The sequence below is a fragment of the Herbaspirillum sp. WTB6 genome (genome assembly GCF_057457785.1).
In genome coordinates, this window is sequence record NZ_CP176522.1 from 2,632,285 (window position 1) to 2,646,279 (window position 13,995).

The following is a 13,995-nucleotide window of genomic DNA, read 5'->3' on the forward strand; positions in this document are numbered from 1 at the left end:
GACTCGCTCAAACGTTCGTGTCTGTTTTCGGTAGGAGCTTGACCAACCAGTTCGCGCTGGAGTTTCTCAGTTGCGCGTGTGAGGCGTTACCTGAGGTTGTAATTTTAGTATTCCGGTTGCGAGGTTATTTTTAGTATTTTTCCAATTATATGTAGACAGCATGGATATCCGTAATAAAGTGGAATCACAAGAGTTACGCCAGCTTCAATCGCGCCTGAATGATGGGTCCGCGGTTATTGGAATCGTCGGCCTTGGTTACGTTGGATTGCCGCTGATGCTCCGGTTCGTTCATGTTGGCTTTAAGGTGTTGGGAATCGATATTGATCTTGATAAGGTCGATAAACTAAACCAGGGGCAAAGCTATATTGAGCATATATCCGGTGAATCGATTGCAGCGGCCCGGGCGAAAGGCTTCGAGGCAACCACGGATTTTTCGAGGGCATCGGAACCGGACGCGCTGATTATTTGCGTACCAACTCCGTTGAACGCTTATCGCGAGCCGGATCTGAGTTTTGTACTCAATACGGTTGATGCGTTGGTGCCATACATCCGTGCGGGCCAAATCATATCCTTGGAAAGTACGACTTATCCAGGTACCACCGATGAAGAGTTGAGGCCGCGACTTGAATCGCGCGGCTTCAAGGTCGGTGAAACCGTATTTCTTGTGTACTCGCCGGAGCGTGAAGATCCCGGTAATCCAGATTTCGAAACACGTACAATCCCAAAGATATGCGGCGGAACTACTCCTGGCTGTCAGCAAGCGGGCATTGCCCTGTATAGCGTGGCGATTGACAAAGTCGTGCCGGTCAGTTCCACGCGGGCCGCGGAATTGACCAAGCTGCTGGAAAATATTCATCGGGCGGTGAATATCGGCTTGGTCAACGAAATGAAAATCATCGCGGACAAGATGGATATCGATATTCACGAGGTCATCCGCGCCGCAGCGACCAAACCGTTTGGTTTTACCGCGTATTATCCCGGCCCGGGGCTGGGTGGGCATTGCATCCCGATCGATCCGTTTTACCTGACTTGGAAGGCGCGTGAATACGGGGTTCACACCCGTTTCATCGAATTGGCCGGCGAGATCAACAGCGATATGCCGCGCTGGGTAATTGGCAAGGTGGCGGATGCACTGAACGACCGTGGCCGCGCGGTCAAGGGCAGCAAGGTGTTGGTGCTCGGCATCGCATACAAGAAAAATGTCGACGACATGCGGGAATCGCCGTCGGTCGAATTGATGGAGATTCTGCGTGATAAAGGCGCCGCAGTCAGTTATTCAGATCCGCATGTACCGGTATTTCCGAAAATGCGCGAACACCATTTCGACCTGCAGAGCGTGGCGCTGACCGCCGGCTCGATCGCTTCCTATGATGTGGTGTTGTTGGCAACAAACCATAAGGCATTTGACTACGAGCTGATCCAGCAGCACGCAAAGCTGATCGTCGACACGCGCGGCGTATATTTGAAACCGTTGCCCAACGTAGTAAAAGCTTAAGAACTTGGAAGACAATTCAATGCGTTCCTTTCCTCCCGCGATTACCGATCGCAAAATCCGTTTCGCTCTAGTCGGCTGCGGCCGCATCGCCAAAAATCATTTTGCCGCGATGAAGCAACATGAAGAGCGCTGCGAGTTGGTCGGCGTCTGCGACATCAATCCGCAAGCCTTGGAAGAGGCCGCAGGCGCGACGGGCGCCAGGCCTTTCAAGAATTTAAAAGACATGCTCGAAGGTTGCGATGCCGATGCCTTCATTCTGACTACGCCATCTGGCTTGCATTCAGAGCAGGCAATTCAGATTGCCCAGGCTGGTCGCCATGTGATTACTGAAAAGCCGATGGCGACGCGCTGGGACGATGCCAAGCGCATGGTTGCGGCCTGCGATGCGGCCAGAGTACGTCTGTTCGTCGTCAAGCAAAATCGCCGTAACGCCACGTTGCAATTGCTGAAGCGGGCAGTCGAAAAAAACCGTTTCGGCCGTATTTACATGGTCAACCTGAATGTCTTCTGGACACGACCACAGGAATACTACGACAGCGCCAAGTGGCGGGGGACCTGGGAGTTTGACGGCGGCGCCTTCATGAACCAGGCCAGCCATTACGTCGACCTGATCGACTGGATCATCGGCCCGGTCGAAAGCCTGCACGCGTACACGGCCACGCTGGCGCGCGACATCGAGGTGGAAGATAGCGGCGTCGTTAGTGTGCGTTGGCGCAACGGCGCGCTCGGTTCGATGAACGTAACCATGTTGACCTACCCCAAGAACCTGGAGGGCAGCATTACCATTCTTGGCGAGAAAGGTACTGTCCGTATCGGCGGGGTCGCGGTTAATGAGGTGCAGCACTGGGAGTTCGCCGAGGCGGACGAGGACGACCAGAAAATCAAGGATGCCAGCTATCAGACCACCTCTGTCTATGGGTTTGGCCATCCGCTCTACTACGACAACGTCATCCGGGTACTGCGCGGAGAGTCCGAACCCGAGACCGACGGCCGCGAGGGCTTGAAATCGATGGAAGTCCTGATTGCCGCGTATCTGTCGGCGCGCGACGGCAAGCGGGTCGCGCTGCCGCTGGAGTACTGAGATGGCAGCCACGATTCATCCGAGTGCGATTGTCGACGATGGAGCGATTATCGGCGACGGCAGCCGGATCTGGCATTTCGTGCATGTCTGCGGTGGCGCACGTATCGGTGCCGGTTGCTCGCTGGGCCAAAACGTCTTTGTCGGCAGCGACGTCGTCATTGGCGACAACGTCAAGATTCAGAACAACGTCTCGGTTTATGACGCAGTAACGATCGAGGATGACGTATTTTGTGGCCCGAGCATGGTGTTCACCAACGTCTACAATCCGCGTTCGGCGGTGACGCGCAAGAACGAATACCGCAAGACGCTGGTCAGGCGCGGCGCAACCCTGGGAGCCAATTGCACCATCGTGTGCGGTACCACCATCGGCGAACATGCGTTTATCGGCGCCGGAGCAGTCGTGAATCGCGATGTGCCTGATTTTGCCCTGATGGCTGGCGTGCCGGCGCGCCAGATTGGCTGGATGAGCCGGTTTGGCGAGCGTCTCAAGTTGCCGCTCAAAGGTACTGGTGAAGCTACCTGCGCTCATACTGGCGAGCGCTACGAATTAAAAGAAAATGTTTGTACCCTGATCTCCAATCAATAAAAGGGCAAATTCATGCAATTCATTGATCTCAAGGCTCAATACAATGCCTTGCGCGACAACATCAATGGGCGTATCCAGACAGTGCTGGACCACGGCCAGTACATCATGGGCCCGGAAGTCAAGGAACTGGAAGAAAAGCTTGCTGCATATACTGGCGCCAAGCACTGTATTACTGTTGCCTCCGGCACGGAAGCCTTGCTGATCGCGCTGATGGCGCTGGATGTGGGACCTGGTGACGAAGTCATCACCACGCCATTTTCATTTATCGCCACGGCGGAAGTGATCGTCCTGCTCGGTGCCAAGCCGGTCTTCATCGATATCGAACCGGATACCTGTAACATCAACGCCGCCCTGATTGAATCGAAAATCACCGCACGTACTAAAGCGATCATACCGGTCTCACTCTACGGCCAGCCGGCTGACCTGGATGAGATTAACGCGATCGCAGCCAAGCACGGTCTGACCGTGGTTGAAGACGCCGCGCAAAGTTTTGGTGCGACCTACAAAGGCAAGAAAAGCTGCAACCTTTCCACCATCGGCTGTACCAGCTTTTTCCCCAGTAAGCCGCTGGGTTGTTATGGTGATGGTGGCGCTCTCTTTACCAGCGATGACGCATTAGCGCAAGCCATGCGTGAGATTCGCGTGCACGGTCAGTCCAAACGCTACGTTCATACTCGCGTCGGTGTGGGTGGTCGTATGGATACCATTCAATGCGCCATTGTCTTGGCCAAGCTCGAACGCTTTGATTGGGAAGTTGAACGACGTCTAAAAATTGGCGCTCGCTACAACGAATTATTTTCAAATAAGGTTGAAACTATCGCGCAGGGTTCCGACCGCACCAGCGTTTTCGCTCAATATACCGTCAAAGTAGCAGGCCGCGAGAAGATACAGGCAGCCTTAAAGGACGCGGGTATTCCTACAGCGGTTCATTATCCTGTTCCTATGCATCTGCAATCTGCTTATGCACATCTATGCTGCGCCGAGTGTTGCCCGGTATCGGTCGAGATGGCGAAAATGGTGTTGAGTTTGCCGATGGGTGCAGACCTTGAAGTGGAAGAACAGAAAAAAATCATATCGGCACTGGTGAGCGCTAATCAAAGTGAGAACTGAACTTTCCGATCGCCCGGCTTACCGACCAGATATCGACGGCCTTCGGGCTGTTAATGTTTTGTATGACGTGGTTTTTATACATAGGTCACCATATTATCGAGTTTTTGATACAGGTATTTTTTTGTAATTTTTCGATTTATTTAATTTTAAATATCATTTAAGAGACGATTGAATAAGAAATCTTACCTTTACGGATTTTTATTTAAAGAGTATTAAAATATTTTTCCCGGTACTTGTTTTGGTAAGGGGGGATTCTTATTGGTAGGTTCGTCTTATATGTTTATGAGTATCATGACTTATTTGAGCATATCGGTCAAAAGATTATCTCAGTTTGAAATCGGGAAATAATTTGCAATTTCGATTTTTATTTGCTGCTTATGGTGCCGCCGGAATTTCATTTTTGGCTTCTCTGCTGAGAGATTATGCCATTATCAATTTTTCCGTTCAAGATAAACATTTCTTCCAACTGTTTTATGTCGTTTCCATGGCCGCCAGTTTTGGTGTGAACGCTATTGCACTGGGGAGCGGCTCCTTGGGAAAAGTCGGGTTAACTTTTCTCTCACTGCTGGGTGTGTTTGTCATATTTGTCATGTTGCCCATGTCAAGTGCGACACCCCACACCTTAACCTTACTCAGCTTGATTCTACTGATGTGGATCGCGGGTGCGCAATGGTCGCGCGTGTTGATAGAGCGGGGATGGGTTTTTTCAGGAAGAATTCGTGAAGCTATCTCTTCCGTTATTTTGGCCGGATTGGTGATTGGGGGGCTGGGCGTAGAGTCCTCATTTCTTATGGCCGTGGCAGTAGGTACTGTGTTTTCGTGGAGCATGTGGCGGGTAATTCGATTAACCCCTACCAGTTCTTTGCGCTCTGATAGTTCCTTCATGGAATTTAAAAAGCTAATTCAAAGCATTTTCCTAACCAATGTTGCAACTTATTCAATTACCTATTGGGCATTTATTCAAACAGGCGAGCCAGGTGAAATTTACGGGTATACCATCTCTACGGCCGTACGGTTCAGTATGTATCTTTACCAGATACTAACTATCGGGTCTGTTATACTGGTCTCGCTCAAAAATAGTTTGATATATCACTATGAACATTTGCGATTGTTAATCTTAGCGGCAATCTTTTTTTTCTTCGTTTCATTATTGGCCCCTCTTCAAGTGGCGCTTGTTCTGGTTCCATTTTTTGCGGCAGTGACGCATTACGGCATCATACTATCTTTGCAAAAAGTCGCTAAATCGCAGGTTTAAATAAAATGTTAAAGCCTTCAAATGTGCTTGCGGGACGGTTCCCAATTGACCGGTATTCAGGAAAATTCCTGCTTTTTTGTAGTGCGTTGTCAATCTACGCGGCAACGTTTGTGGGTAGATTTCCGATTTCAAGAGTCTTCCCAAAAATATCACCAGAATGGTTTGTGTTGGGCGAAGTCAGGACATGGGCAGTGTTGTTCGCGGCGATCTTGGTTTCTATCGGCTGGAAGTCGCGCAACAGCGCGAGATATCCTGCCAATAAGCAGCAGGTCTGGAGATGTGTGGGTCTAGTGGTTGGAGTTCAATTTGCGGTGATGAGTCATACGCTTTTTTATATGCCTAATGCACACTCTAATTACCTTGCTTGGGAGTTGACAACCATTATTTTGATTGCCGGCATTCTGGGTGTCGCATTTCAAGTGTGGGGTACGCGGCTGGTCAATGTATTGATGTGGATTGCTTTGTTTGTTGCACTTCTATTGGCCGCGTGGATGCTATTGGCGTCACTTGGTACAAAATCTAGCGGTGAGGACAGGCCGCTCGCGACGACATTCACGTTCTACAGACTTCAGATCTTCGGCGGGTTTGCAGCCCTTGTTGTACTTTTCCAATTCAAAAAATTAGCTAGGGGATGGTTATTGGGGCTTTGCTCAGTCCTTTGTTTTGTCGCAGCCTATATGTCTCTGTCGAAAGCGGCTTTGCTCGCAGGAACTGGCGGGCTGCTGCTTCTGGCTGGCGTCCATGTCACTTGGTTTGAAAAACGTCGGGCGGTGGCTGTGGTTGCCGTTTCCCTTGCTGCTACCATTCTGTTCATTATTGTGTCCGGTGGAATGTTCACCGCCAGGATTACCGAGGGCGTACTCGGAGTTGGGTATTCGCTGAGTACGGAATCAGTCACACCGCCGACAGGCGAAGAATTGGTAGCAGTTGGTCCTTCCCTTGATGCGACCTCGACGGCTTGCCTGTTAAAACAGAGCAATTCAAATTTTGAGGCGCAACGGCGGTTGGCTGCCATAGTAGCCTGCACTGCTGGAAAATACTCTTGTGGGTTCAAAGTAGAGCGTTGGGAGCAGGATATTGCCGATACCATGTTGCGATTTCGCGTGTACATCCCTGATTTTTCATTCCGTATTCGTCTCTTGATGCATGGTTTGAGCGGAATTTCCCAAGCTCCTTGGGTGGGCAATGGGTTTGGCAGTTTCCATGCCGTAGCGACCAATCTGTATACAGGAATGCCTGAACCTTACTCACACCCTCATAACATTGTAGTCGAGCTTCTTTACGCGGTTGGTGTGCTCGGAACCTTGTTAATTGCTGGTGTTCTTTTGATTTTGACCTGGGAAGTGTTGCGCACAAAAGAAAAAATTAAGCCTGGCTTGCCGCTCATTGCCTTCGTCGCGGCTATGTGTATTGGGTCTGTATTCGGGGGAGATTACGTGGACTTTCGATTGGTCTGGATTGGGCTTCTCCTGAGTGCGATGCTTTGCGAAGTGCCGACGCCCAGGAAGTCGTCTTTTAACGGGGCTAAGGCGTGACATTGTTTGACAGGCACGGCGCTCAAATTGATTCCATTGTGGAATTTGCGCCGTCATTGGGATGGCTGTGTTTGATGCTATTGCCTCTTGTTTTCCAATATTCGGATCTACACCCGACGGCGCGGGGCATGCAGCTCACTTTGGTCACCGCAATTGCCGTATTTTTGTTTTTGGCCGATTTTTTATGTTTCAGTAAAGCCACAAAGAGGTTGCCCGCCATAGCCCAGAGCTCGACAAAGCTGTGGATGACCTTGGCCGGGTTTTTCTTCTTGCTACCTGCGGCCGCGCACTTATATTTGATGCCGAAGATTCCATTACTGATAGCGGTATTTGACAGCGATGTCACCCAAAGTTCGTTGATGTTGCTACGGGATGACTCAGCAAAATTTCTGGACATACCGCCGCTTGTCAAATATTTGTTTACCTGGGCGTTGGCAGTTTTCGCGCCGATCTATATCATGGTTGCATTTTTTACGGGGCATAAATTTCTGGCCATATTGGGTTTGATAATGGCGAGTTTGTATGCGGCAGCTACATTGGCCAAACTTCCATTGGTGCTGCTGCTAATTACCTGTCTGTTCGTTTCATGTGTCATGCCTTCGCGGTTCAGGAGGTGCTTGTCTTTGGGCTTGGCAGTATCTGTATTGCTAGGGGTGGCTTTCATTGGAATTATGTTATTTTCAAGCTCACAGTATTTCAATAAAATCAGACTGTCCTATCTGCCACCTTCTGTGTTTGGACAAATGAATGCTGATGACCCTCGGCGTGCCCTAACCCTTGGTGATTACATTAGGCTCGAGCCTCCCGATGACAGTCTGCAGCGCTCCAAAGTATCGAATATTGCGGAATATATTTTGTACCGAACATGGTTAACGCCTGCGGATGTTTCCAATAGGTGGTATCAATATTTTAGCTACGTTAAAAAAACGTCCATGGGCTTTCACAATTTTTTACCCACGCGGCGGACAACAACTGGGGATGCTCCGAGTCGGGAGGTTGGTATTTGGGCGTACCAGGCGAGATTCCCTGACAAGTATTCGAGGACGGTCAGTGCCTACGCTTCTTTTGACGCCGATTCGTTTGCCCGCGGGGGGGTGGCGGGGGTTGCGGTCGCGACGATTTTGTTGTTGGTTGCCAGAGTTGGCGCAGCCTTTCTTTTTACCTCGCATCCGGTAGGGCTGGCTAGTTATGGCGTATTGTTGTGCGGGTTGGCTATATTACCGTCCTCGGCTTCGTTGCAGGCGGTATTTGGTGCACATGGTCTTTTTATCGTTTTGATTGTGCTGCTGATTATTCGTCTGTTAGCATATTGGTCTGGTAGCATAGGTAGAACAGCCAGGGTAGTGCGATAAATGTACAGGATGTTATGTAGGTATTTTGTCGTATGCATACCGGATAGATTGAGATATTTGAAGATATACTTCACCTATATGTAGATGAAATAGCCTTTATATAAAATTACAACCATATTGTTTGCGGCATTTAATGTCGCGGCGAATTTTCATAATATACATTATTCCCTTTAAATACACTGCAAGATGAACAAGCCGTTAACGGTCTGGTTGTTGCAAACTGGTGAACCGCTTCATAGCGATCAAGGAAATCCCAGGCCCATGCGGGCGATGAATTTGGCTAATGCGCTGGTCGCTGCTGGACACAAGGTGGTGTTGTGGAGTTCATCGTTTTATCACCAAGAAAAGCGTCACAGGGTACAGGGCACCCAGCGTATTGTTGTCTCATCGGCATTGGAGATAAGGCTCATCGCAAGTCCGGGTTACCAGCGCAATATTGGTCTCGGCAGGTTGTGGGATCACGCCGTACTGGCTCGCAATCTGGCGAAAGAACTGAATGCAGAGACTAATGCGCCGGACGTTGCCTTCATTGGATATCCTCCTATTGAAACGACTACTACTATGGTGCAATGGCTCGTAACGCGCAAAATTCCTTGCATGGTTGATGTCAAAGACCAGTGGCCAACTATTTTTATTGCTGCGTTGCCTTCGCCTCTTAAGCTCCTTGGTCGTATCATACTTACGCCATATTTTTATTATGGGCGACGCGCCATGCGGGATGCAACCGCCTTATCAGCTATGGCTGATAGTTTTTTGCGGTGGGCGGTAGACTTTGCCGGGCGTACGGTTGGCCAGCTTGATCTAGTGGCTCCGCTAACGTCGCCGACTGGGCAGGTATCTGCAGTCGAGCTTGAGAATGCAGGTCATTGGTGGGATCGACAAGGAATTAAAGCTGACGGGACCCAGCGCGTTATTTTTGTAGGTAGCCATTCTCCAACTTTTGACATCGATCCGGTATGCGAAGCCGCCAATTCAATGGCGCGGGCAGGGAGCGCGTGCCAATTTGTCCTTTGCGGCGATGGAGCCAATTCATCTGCTTGGCGGGAAAAGATGGCTGGTCTTACAAACGTTTATTTCCCGGGCTGGATTGATCGAACCAGGATCGAGGCGTTGGCGCTTCGTTCCAGCGCGGCACTCGCGCCTTACCACAACAGTGAAGACTTTGTAATGAGTATTCCGAACAAAGTGATTGACGCGTTGGCCTCGGGGTTGCCAGTGTTGAGCCCGTTGGATGGTGAGGTTAAACGTTTGATTTCTGATTCCGGTATTGGGATGTCGTATGGCGCCGCGACCGGTAAAACGCTGGCGCAGTGTATTGAAGATCTTATGACCACGCCCGGTTTGCGCGATGAACTTTCTGGTAACGCGTTGCAGCTCTTTCAGAAGCGGTTTTCTTTCGAAACGGTTTATGGCGATCTGGTCAGGCATCTGGAAATGCTGGCTCGGAGCAGGCGATCGTCATGATGGAGCGTGACAAGCAGGTCGAGAGAGAACGCTACGACGCGCGTGCCAAATCGCAAATGGCTGCGGCCATGGTTGCAGAGGCTCCCTTGGGCTCGCAAACAATGGCTTCTTATTTGCGGACGCCCTATATCCTCTATGAGCAGAAAATTGCCGAACTGATCCGACCAGGTCACCGTGTGCTGGAGTTGGGCGCCGGCTCTGGCTTGCATACCCGGATATTGCTGGAATCCGGGGCGCAGGTCACTGCAAGCGATATTTCGCCGAACTCCCTGAGCCTACTCAAGCAGCGCTTTCAGAACACCTCTGGCATCCTCAAGACTGAGGTCGCCGACATGGAACGTCTCCCTTATGAAGCTTCCTCATTCGACGCGATTGCATGCGCGGGCAGCTTGAGTTACGGTGAACCTCATGTGGTCGATGCCGAAATCAGGCGTGTATTGCGGCCAGGCGGCATGCTGATTTGCGTTGATTCGCTCAACCATAATCCGATCTATCGCGCCAACCGTTGGCTACACTATCGACGCGGCGAGCGAACCAAGAGCACTTTGCAACACATGCCTGACCTTGCACGCATTGAGTCACTTAGCTGTGGCTTTGCAACTGTGGATGTGCATTATTTTGGCGCGCTGACTTTCGCAATGCCGATTGTAGCGCGGCTTTTCGGAGACAAGCGGGCCGGATCGGTATCTGATTTTTTTGATCGGGTAATCCGGATTAAGCGTTCTGGATTCAAATTTGTGCTGGTCGCAAAGGGGTTTGGCCAAAAGCAATTCTAGTTGATGATTTTTTATAAAAATTGATGTGAGATTTTTTAAGCAGTATTGCAATACTGCTTGCCCACTTGGATAATTTCATCCGAATTTGTTAAGCAATAACCTAATTAAGACGTGGAGGTAGTATGACGAAGACCCGCAATATTCCATTTTTTAACTATCAAGCGTTGTTTGCTTCCCAGGAAAAAGAACTGACCGACGTAATGCTAGGCGTATGCCGTCGCGGTGCGTACATCATGCAAAAGGAAGTGTTCGAGTTCGAAAAGAACCTTGCCAGCTATATGGGCGTAAAGCATGCGTTCGGTGTGGCAAATGGGACCGACGCGATCTGGATTGGTCTGATGGCCGTGGGGATTGGTCCGGGCGATGAAGTGATTTTGCCATCGCATACTTATATCGCGACCGCCGCTTCGGTCCATTTCGTCGGCGCCACGCCAGTGCTGGCCGATATCGGCCCAGACCACATGCTGGATGCCGCCTCGGTCGAGAAGCTGATTACGCCGCGTACCAAGGCGATCATGCCGGTCCAGGTAAATGGACGGACCTGCGACATGGATGCGCTGCAAGCGGTTGCCGATAAGCATGGTCTGATGATCGTCGAAGATGCGGCCCAAGGTCTGGGATCGAAATTCAGAGGCAGGAGCGCCGGCACGTTCGGCAAATTCGGCACGATCAGCTTCTATCCGGCGAAATTGCTCGGTTGCTTTGGTGATGGCGGCGCAATTGTGACCAACGACGATGCGGTCGCCGAGCGCGTGTCGCTGCTGCGTGATCATGGCCGCAATGCCGAAGGTCGTGTGGTAGCCTGGGGTTTCAACTCGCGCCTGGATAATCTGCAGGCGGCCGTGCTCGATTTCAAGCTGAAGACATTCGAACAGGATACGGCGCGCCGCCGTGCGATCGCTGCGCACTATCAGGAACGGCTCGGCAAATTGCCGCAACTAACGTTGCCGCCGGCGCCTGACGCGGATCAGCGTCATTATGATGTATACCAAAATTATGAGCTGGAAGGGGATCGTCGCGACGAGTTACGTGCTTATCTCGAGGAGCGCGGCGTGCGCTCAATCATTCAGTGGGCAGGAACGCCAGTTCATCAGTTTTCCGATCTGGGGTTCAAGAATGTGAGCGTGCCAAGGACAGACCATTTCTTCGAGCGCTGCTTCATGTTGCCTATGAATACGACACTCACCGATGATGACGTGGATTACATCTGTGATCTGATCGCTGCGTTCTATGGTGCGTGACGGCGCCAATTCACCCACGCTTGAACAAGGTCGTTACATGCAGGATTTATTAGGTGATTTGGCTCGGGCGGATGCCTACCATCAGGCACTCGATATCAAAAATTGCGATGTCGGGCTGCTAGCGAGGCAGCTACGCGACATGCTATTGATCCGGTTAGCAGAAGAAAAAATCGGCGATATGGTGACTGCCGGTATGATCAAATGCCCCGTGCATCTGGGTATCGGTCAGGAGGCGGTTGCAGTAGGTGTCGCCGCCCATCTTCGCAAAACCGATCGTGTATTTGGGTGTCATCGATCACATTCGCACTACTTTGCGCTTGGCGGCTCACTCGACGGCATTTTTGCGGAAGTTTTGGGCAAGGTGACCGGTTGTTCCCGCGGTATGGGCGGCTCGATGCATCTGGTCGACCAAGCTAATGGTTTCTTGGGTTCGGTGCCGATCGTTGCAGGCACGGTACCTCTTGCCGTGGGCGCAGGTTTCGCTGCCAAATTCGATGGTAACGGCGACGTAGGCGTGGCCTATTTTGGTGATGGAGCAACGGAAGAAGGCGTGGTGCACGAGTCGTTGAACCTGGCAAGCGTATTCAAGCTACCTGTACTTTTTGTCGTTGAAAACAATCTTTTTTCCAGCCATCTTCATATTAGTCTGCGCCAGTCCGCCAATAGCGTTGCACGCTTTGCACAGGCTCATGGCGTGGCGTCCGAAGTTGTGGATGGCAATGATGTTGTTGCGGTTGCCAAGGCTACTGCTCGTTTGCTCGAGCGCGCGCGAGCTGGAGATGGTCCGGGCTTTCTGGAGGCAGTGACTTATCGTTGGCGTGGGCACGTTGGCCCGCGCGATGATATGGATGTTGGCGTAAATCGCGGCAACGATTTGGTTATTTGGAAGCGGCGGGATCCGGTGCGCCGTTTGTTTGACGCGCTACACGTCGCAGGCACAATGACGGAAAGCGATCTGGAGGATATTCTCCAGTCGTTACGGACGGAAATCGAAGCTGCTTGGCAACGTGCCGAAGAGGCCGACTACCCACCCCTTTCCGCATTGCTGGATTGCGTCTATGTCTAACTTCCGTTGAATTCATGAAAAATAGCATTCTGACTTACGGCGATGCGATCCGTATCGGTTTTGAACATTTGCTGTCGAGGCATCCAAACGTATTCGTAATTGGCCAAGGCTTATGGAGTCCCTGGTACGTTGGTAATACGATGACAGATCTGGACAAGAAATTTGGCAAGCAAAGAATAATCGATACTCCAGTATCCGAACTGGCATGTACCGGCGCGGCGGTGGGAGCTTCGCTATGCGGTTATCGCCCGATCATGGTCCATCCCCGGATTGATTTTTTGTTATATGGTATGGACGCGATCGTCAACCAGGCCGCCAAGTGGTCTCACATGCTGGGTGGCCAAGCGCATCCAGCAGTTGTGATCCGTGCTATCGTGAACCGAGGTGGAGAACAAGGTGCCCAACACTCCCAGGCACTGCATGCCTGGTTTGCTCACATACCGGGGTTGCGTGTGGTGATGCCGTATTCTCCGCAGGACGCGCGCGATCTTCTGATCGCCGCTACGCTATGTGACGATCCTGTCGTGTACATCGACGACCGCTGGCTGTACGACCAGTCAGAAATCATCGATCCGGCGGCGCCCATCATAGAGCAGGACTTGCGAACCATAGGCCCGCGCGTCATACGTGCCGGCAAAGATATCACTTTGGTCGCCGCAAGCCATTCCACGATGTGTTCCATGGAAGCTGCCGGAATACTTGCCGAGCAGGGGATCGATGCAGAGGTGGTCGATTTACGCGTAATCAACCCGCTAGATGTAACCGAGATCATTAAATCAGTCCGTAAAACCGGGCGTCTGATCGCAGTCGATGGCGGGTGGGCCAACTGTGGGCTGGCAGGAGAAGTGCTTGCCCGCGTGGTGGAGGCGATCGAGCCGTCGCAATTGCGCAGCGCTCCACGTCGCATTACCTTGCCCGATGCACCGGCACCTACTAGCAAGCCGCTGGAAGCGGCGTACTATCCTACCGCGCGGGCCATTGTTGAATTGGCACAGCACCTGGTCCTTTCTAGCTCCTGAATAAGACGATATACG

The 13,995-nt window shown here is 51.4% G+C and carries 12 protein-coding genes; all 12 read left to right on the top strand.

The genetic code is table 11. The annotated features are described in order from the left end of the window. The first annotated feature begins 160 nt into the window (after positions 1 to 160). The 12 genes from ACK2VC_RS12345 to ACK2VC_RS12400 all read left to right on the top strand — a co-directional run bounded on the left by ACK2VC_RS12345 (position 161) and on the right by ACK2VC_RS12400 (position 13,980). Complete coding sequence (locus ACK2VC_RS12345; protein ID WP_486730646.1) at positions 161 to 1,495, top strand: nucleotide sugar dehydrogenase; 1,335 nt, start codon at positions 161 to 163, stop codon at positions 1,493 to 1,495. A gap of 19 nt (positions 1,496 to 1,514) precedes the next feature. After that, complete coding sequence (locus tag ACK2VC_RS12350) at positions 1,515 to 2,576, top strand: Gfo/Idh/MocA family protein (protein WP_486730647.1); 1,062 nt, start codon at positions 1,515 to 1,517, stop codon at positions 2,574 to 2,576. Between the two features lies 1 nt (position 2,577). Beyond that, on the top strand, positions 2,578 to 3,162 hold the full coding sequence (locus tag ACK2VC_RS12355) for an acyltransferase (RefSeq protein ID WP_486730648.1): 585 nt from the start codon (positions 2,578 to 2,580) through the stop codon (positions 3,160 to 3,162). A 12-nt stretch (positions 3,163 to 3,174) separates the two neighbouring features. After that, complete coding sequence (locus ACK2VC_RS12360) at positions 3,175 to 4,272, top strand: DegT/DnrJ/EryC1/StrS family aminotransferase (protein ID WP_486730649.1); 1,098 nt, start codon at positions 3,175 to 3,177, stop codon at positions 4,270 to 4,272. A 349-nt stretch (positions 4,273 to 4,621) separates the two neighbouring features. Continuing rightward, positions 4,622 to 5,527 (top strand): hypothetical protein, encoded by a 906-nt coding sequence (locus ACK2VC_RS12365; RefSeq protein ID WP_486730650.1) that lies wholly within the window; start codon positions 4,622 to 4,624, stop codon positions 5,525 to 5,527. A gap of 5 nt (positions 5,528 to 5,532) precedes the next feature. Further along, the gene (locus tag ACK2VC_RS12370; RefSeq protein WP_486730651.1) at positions 5,533 to 7,062 is read left to right on the top strand and encodes an O-antigen ligase family protein; all 1,530 of its coding nucleotides are present in this window, start codon (positions 5,533 to 5,535) and stop codon (positions 7,060 to 7,062) included. Continuing rightward, entirely contained in the window at positions 7,059 to 8,414 is a 1,356-nt protein-coding gene (locus tag ACK2VC_RS12375) for a hypothetical protein (RefSeq protein ID WP_486730652.1), read from the top strand. Before ACK2VC_RS12370 ends, ACK2VC_RS12375 begins: the two co-directional genes overlap by 4 nt. A 186-nt stretch (positions 8,415 to 8,600) precedes the next feature. Next, complete coding sequence (locus ACK2VC_RS12380; RefSeq protein WP_486730653.1) at positions 8,601 to 9,878, top strand: glycosyltransferase; 1,278 nt, start codon at positions 8,601 to 8,603, stop codon at positions 9,876 to 9,878. Then, positions 9,875 to 10,654, top strand: a complete 780-nt coding sequence (locus ACK2VC_RS12385) for a class I SAM-dependent methyltransferase (protein ID WP_486730654.1) — start codon at positions 9,875 to 9,877, stop codon at positions 10,652 to 10,654. The genes ACK2VC_RS12380 and ACK2VC_RS12385 overlap by 4 nt, the downstream gene beginning before the upstream one ends. Positions 10,655 to 10,776: 122 nt before the next feature. Then, positions 10,777 to 11,895, top strand: coding sequence for a DegT/DnrJ/EryC1/StrS family aminotransferase (locus ACK2VC_RS12390; protein ID WP_486730655.1), 1,119 nt, complete (start codon positions 10,777 to 10,779; stop codon positions 11,893 to 11,895). Further along, on the top strand, positions 11,885 to 12,961 hold the full coding sequence (locus tag ACK2VC_RS12395; protein ID WP_486730656.1) for a thiamine pyrophosphate-dependent dehydrogenase E1 component subunit alpha: 1,077 nt from the start codon (positions 11,885 to 11,887) through the stop codon (positions 12,959 to 12,961). Before ACK2VC_RS12390 ends, ACK2VC_RS12395 begins: the two co-directional genes overlap by 11 nt. Before the next feature lie 14 nt (positions 12,962 to 12,975). Further along, the gene (locus ACK2VC_RS12400) at positions 12,976 to 13,980 is read left to right on the top strand and encodes an alpha-ketoacid dehydrogenase subunit beta (protein ID WP_486730657.1); all 1,005 of its coding nucleotides are present in this window, start codon (positions 12,976 to 12,978) and stop codon (positions 13,978 to 13,980) included. Positions 13,981 to 13,995: the final 15 nt, after the last annotated feature.

Excerpts from the sequence above, each read along its gene's own strand:
- ACK2VC_RS12345 (WP_486730646.1), top strand. The coding sequence starts at position 161 with ATGGATATCCGTAATAAAGTGGAATCACAAGAGTTACGCCAGCTTCAA.
- ACK2VC_RS12350 (WP_486730647.1), top strand. The coding sequence starts at position 1,515 with ATGCGTTCCTTTCCTCCCGCGATTACCGATCGCAAAATCCGTTTCGCT.
- ACK2VC_RS12355 (WP_486730648.1), top strand. The coding sequence starts at position 2,578 with ATGGCAGCCACGATTCATCCGAGTGCGATTGTCGACGATGGAGCGATT.
- ACK2VC_RS12360 (WP_486730649.1), top strand. The coding sequence starts at position 3,175 with ATGCAATTCATTGATCTCAAGGCTCAATACAATGCCTTGCGCGACAAC.
- ACK2VC_RS12370 (WP_486730651.1), top strand. The coding sequence starts at position 5,533 with ATGTTAAAGCCTTCAAATGTGCTTGCGGGACGGTTCCCAATTGACCGG.
- ACK2VC_RS12380 (WP_486730653.1), top strand. The coding sequence starts at position 8,601 with ATGAACAAGCCGTTAACGGTCTGGTTGTTGCAAACTGGTGAACCGCTT.
- ACK2VC_RS12385 (WP_486730654.1), top strand. The coding sequence starts at position 9,875 with ATGATGGAGCGTGACAAGCAGGTCGAGAGAGAACGCTACGACGCGCGT.
- ACK2VC_RS12390 (WP_486730655.1), top strand. The coding sequence starts at position 10,777 with ATGACGAAGACCCGCAATATTCCATTTTTTAACTATCAAGCGTTGTTT.
- ACK2VC_RS12395 (WP_486730656.1), top strand. The coding sequence starts at position 11,885 with ATGGTGCGTGACGGCGCCAATTCACCCACGCTTGAACAAGGTCGTTAC.
- ACK2VC_RS12400 (WP_486730657.1), top strand. The coding sequence starts at position 12,976 with ATGAAAAATAGCATTCTGACTTACGGCGATGCGATCCGTATCGGTTTT.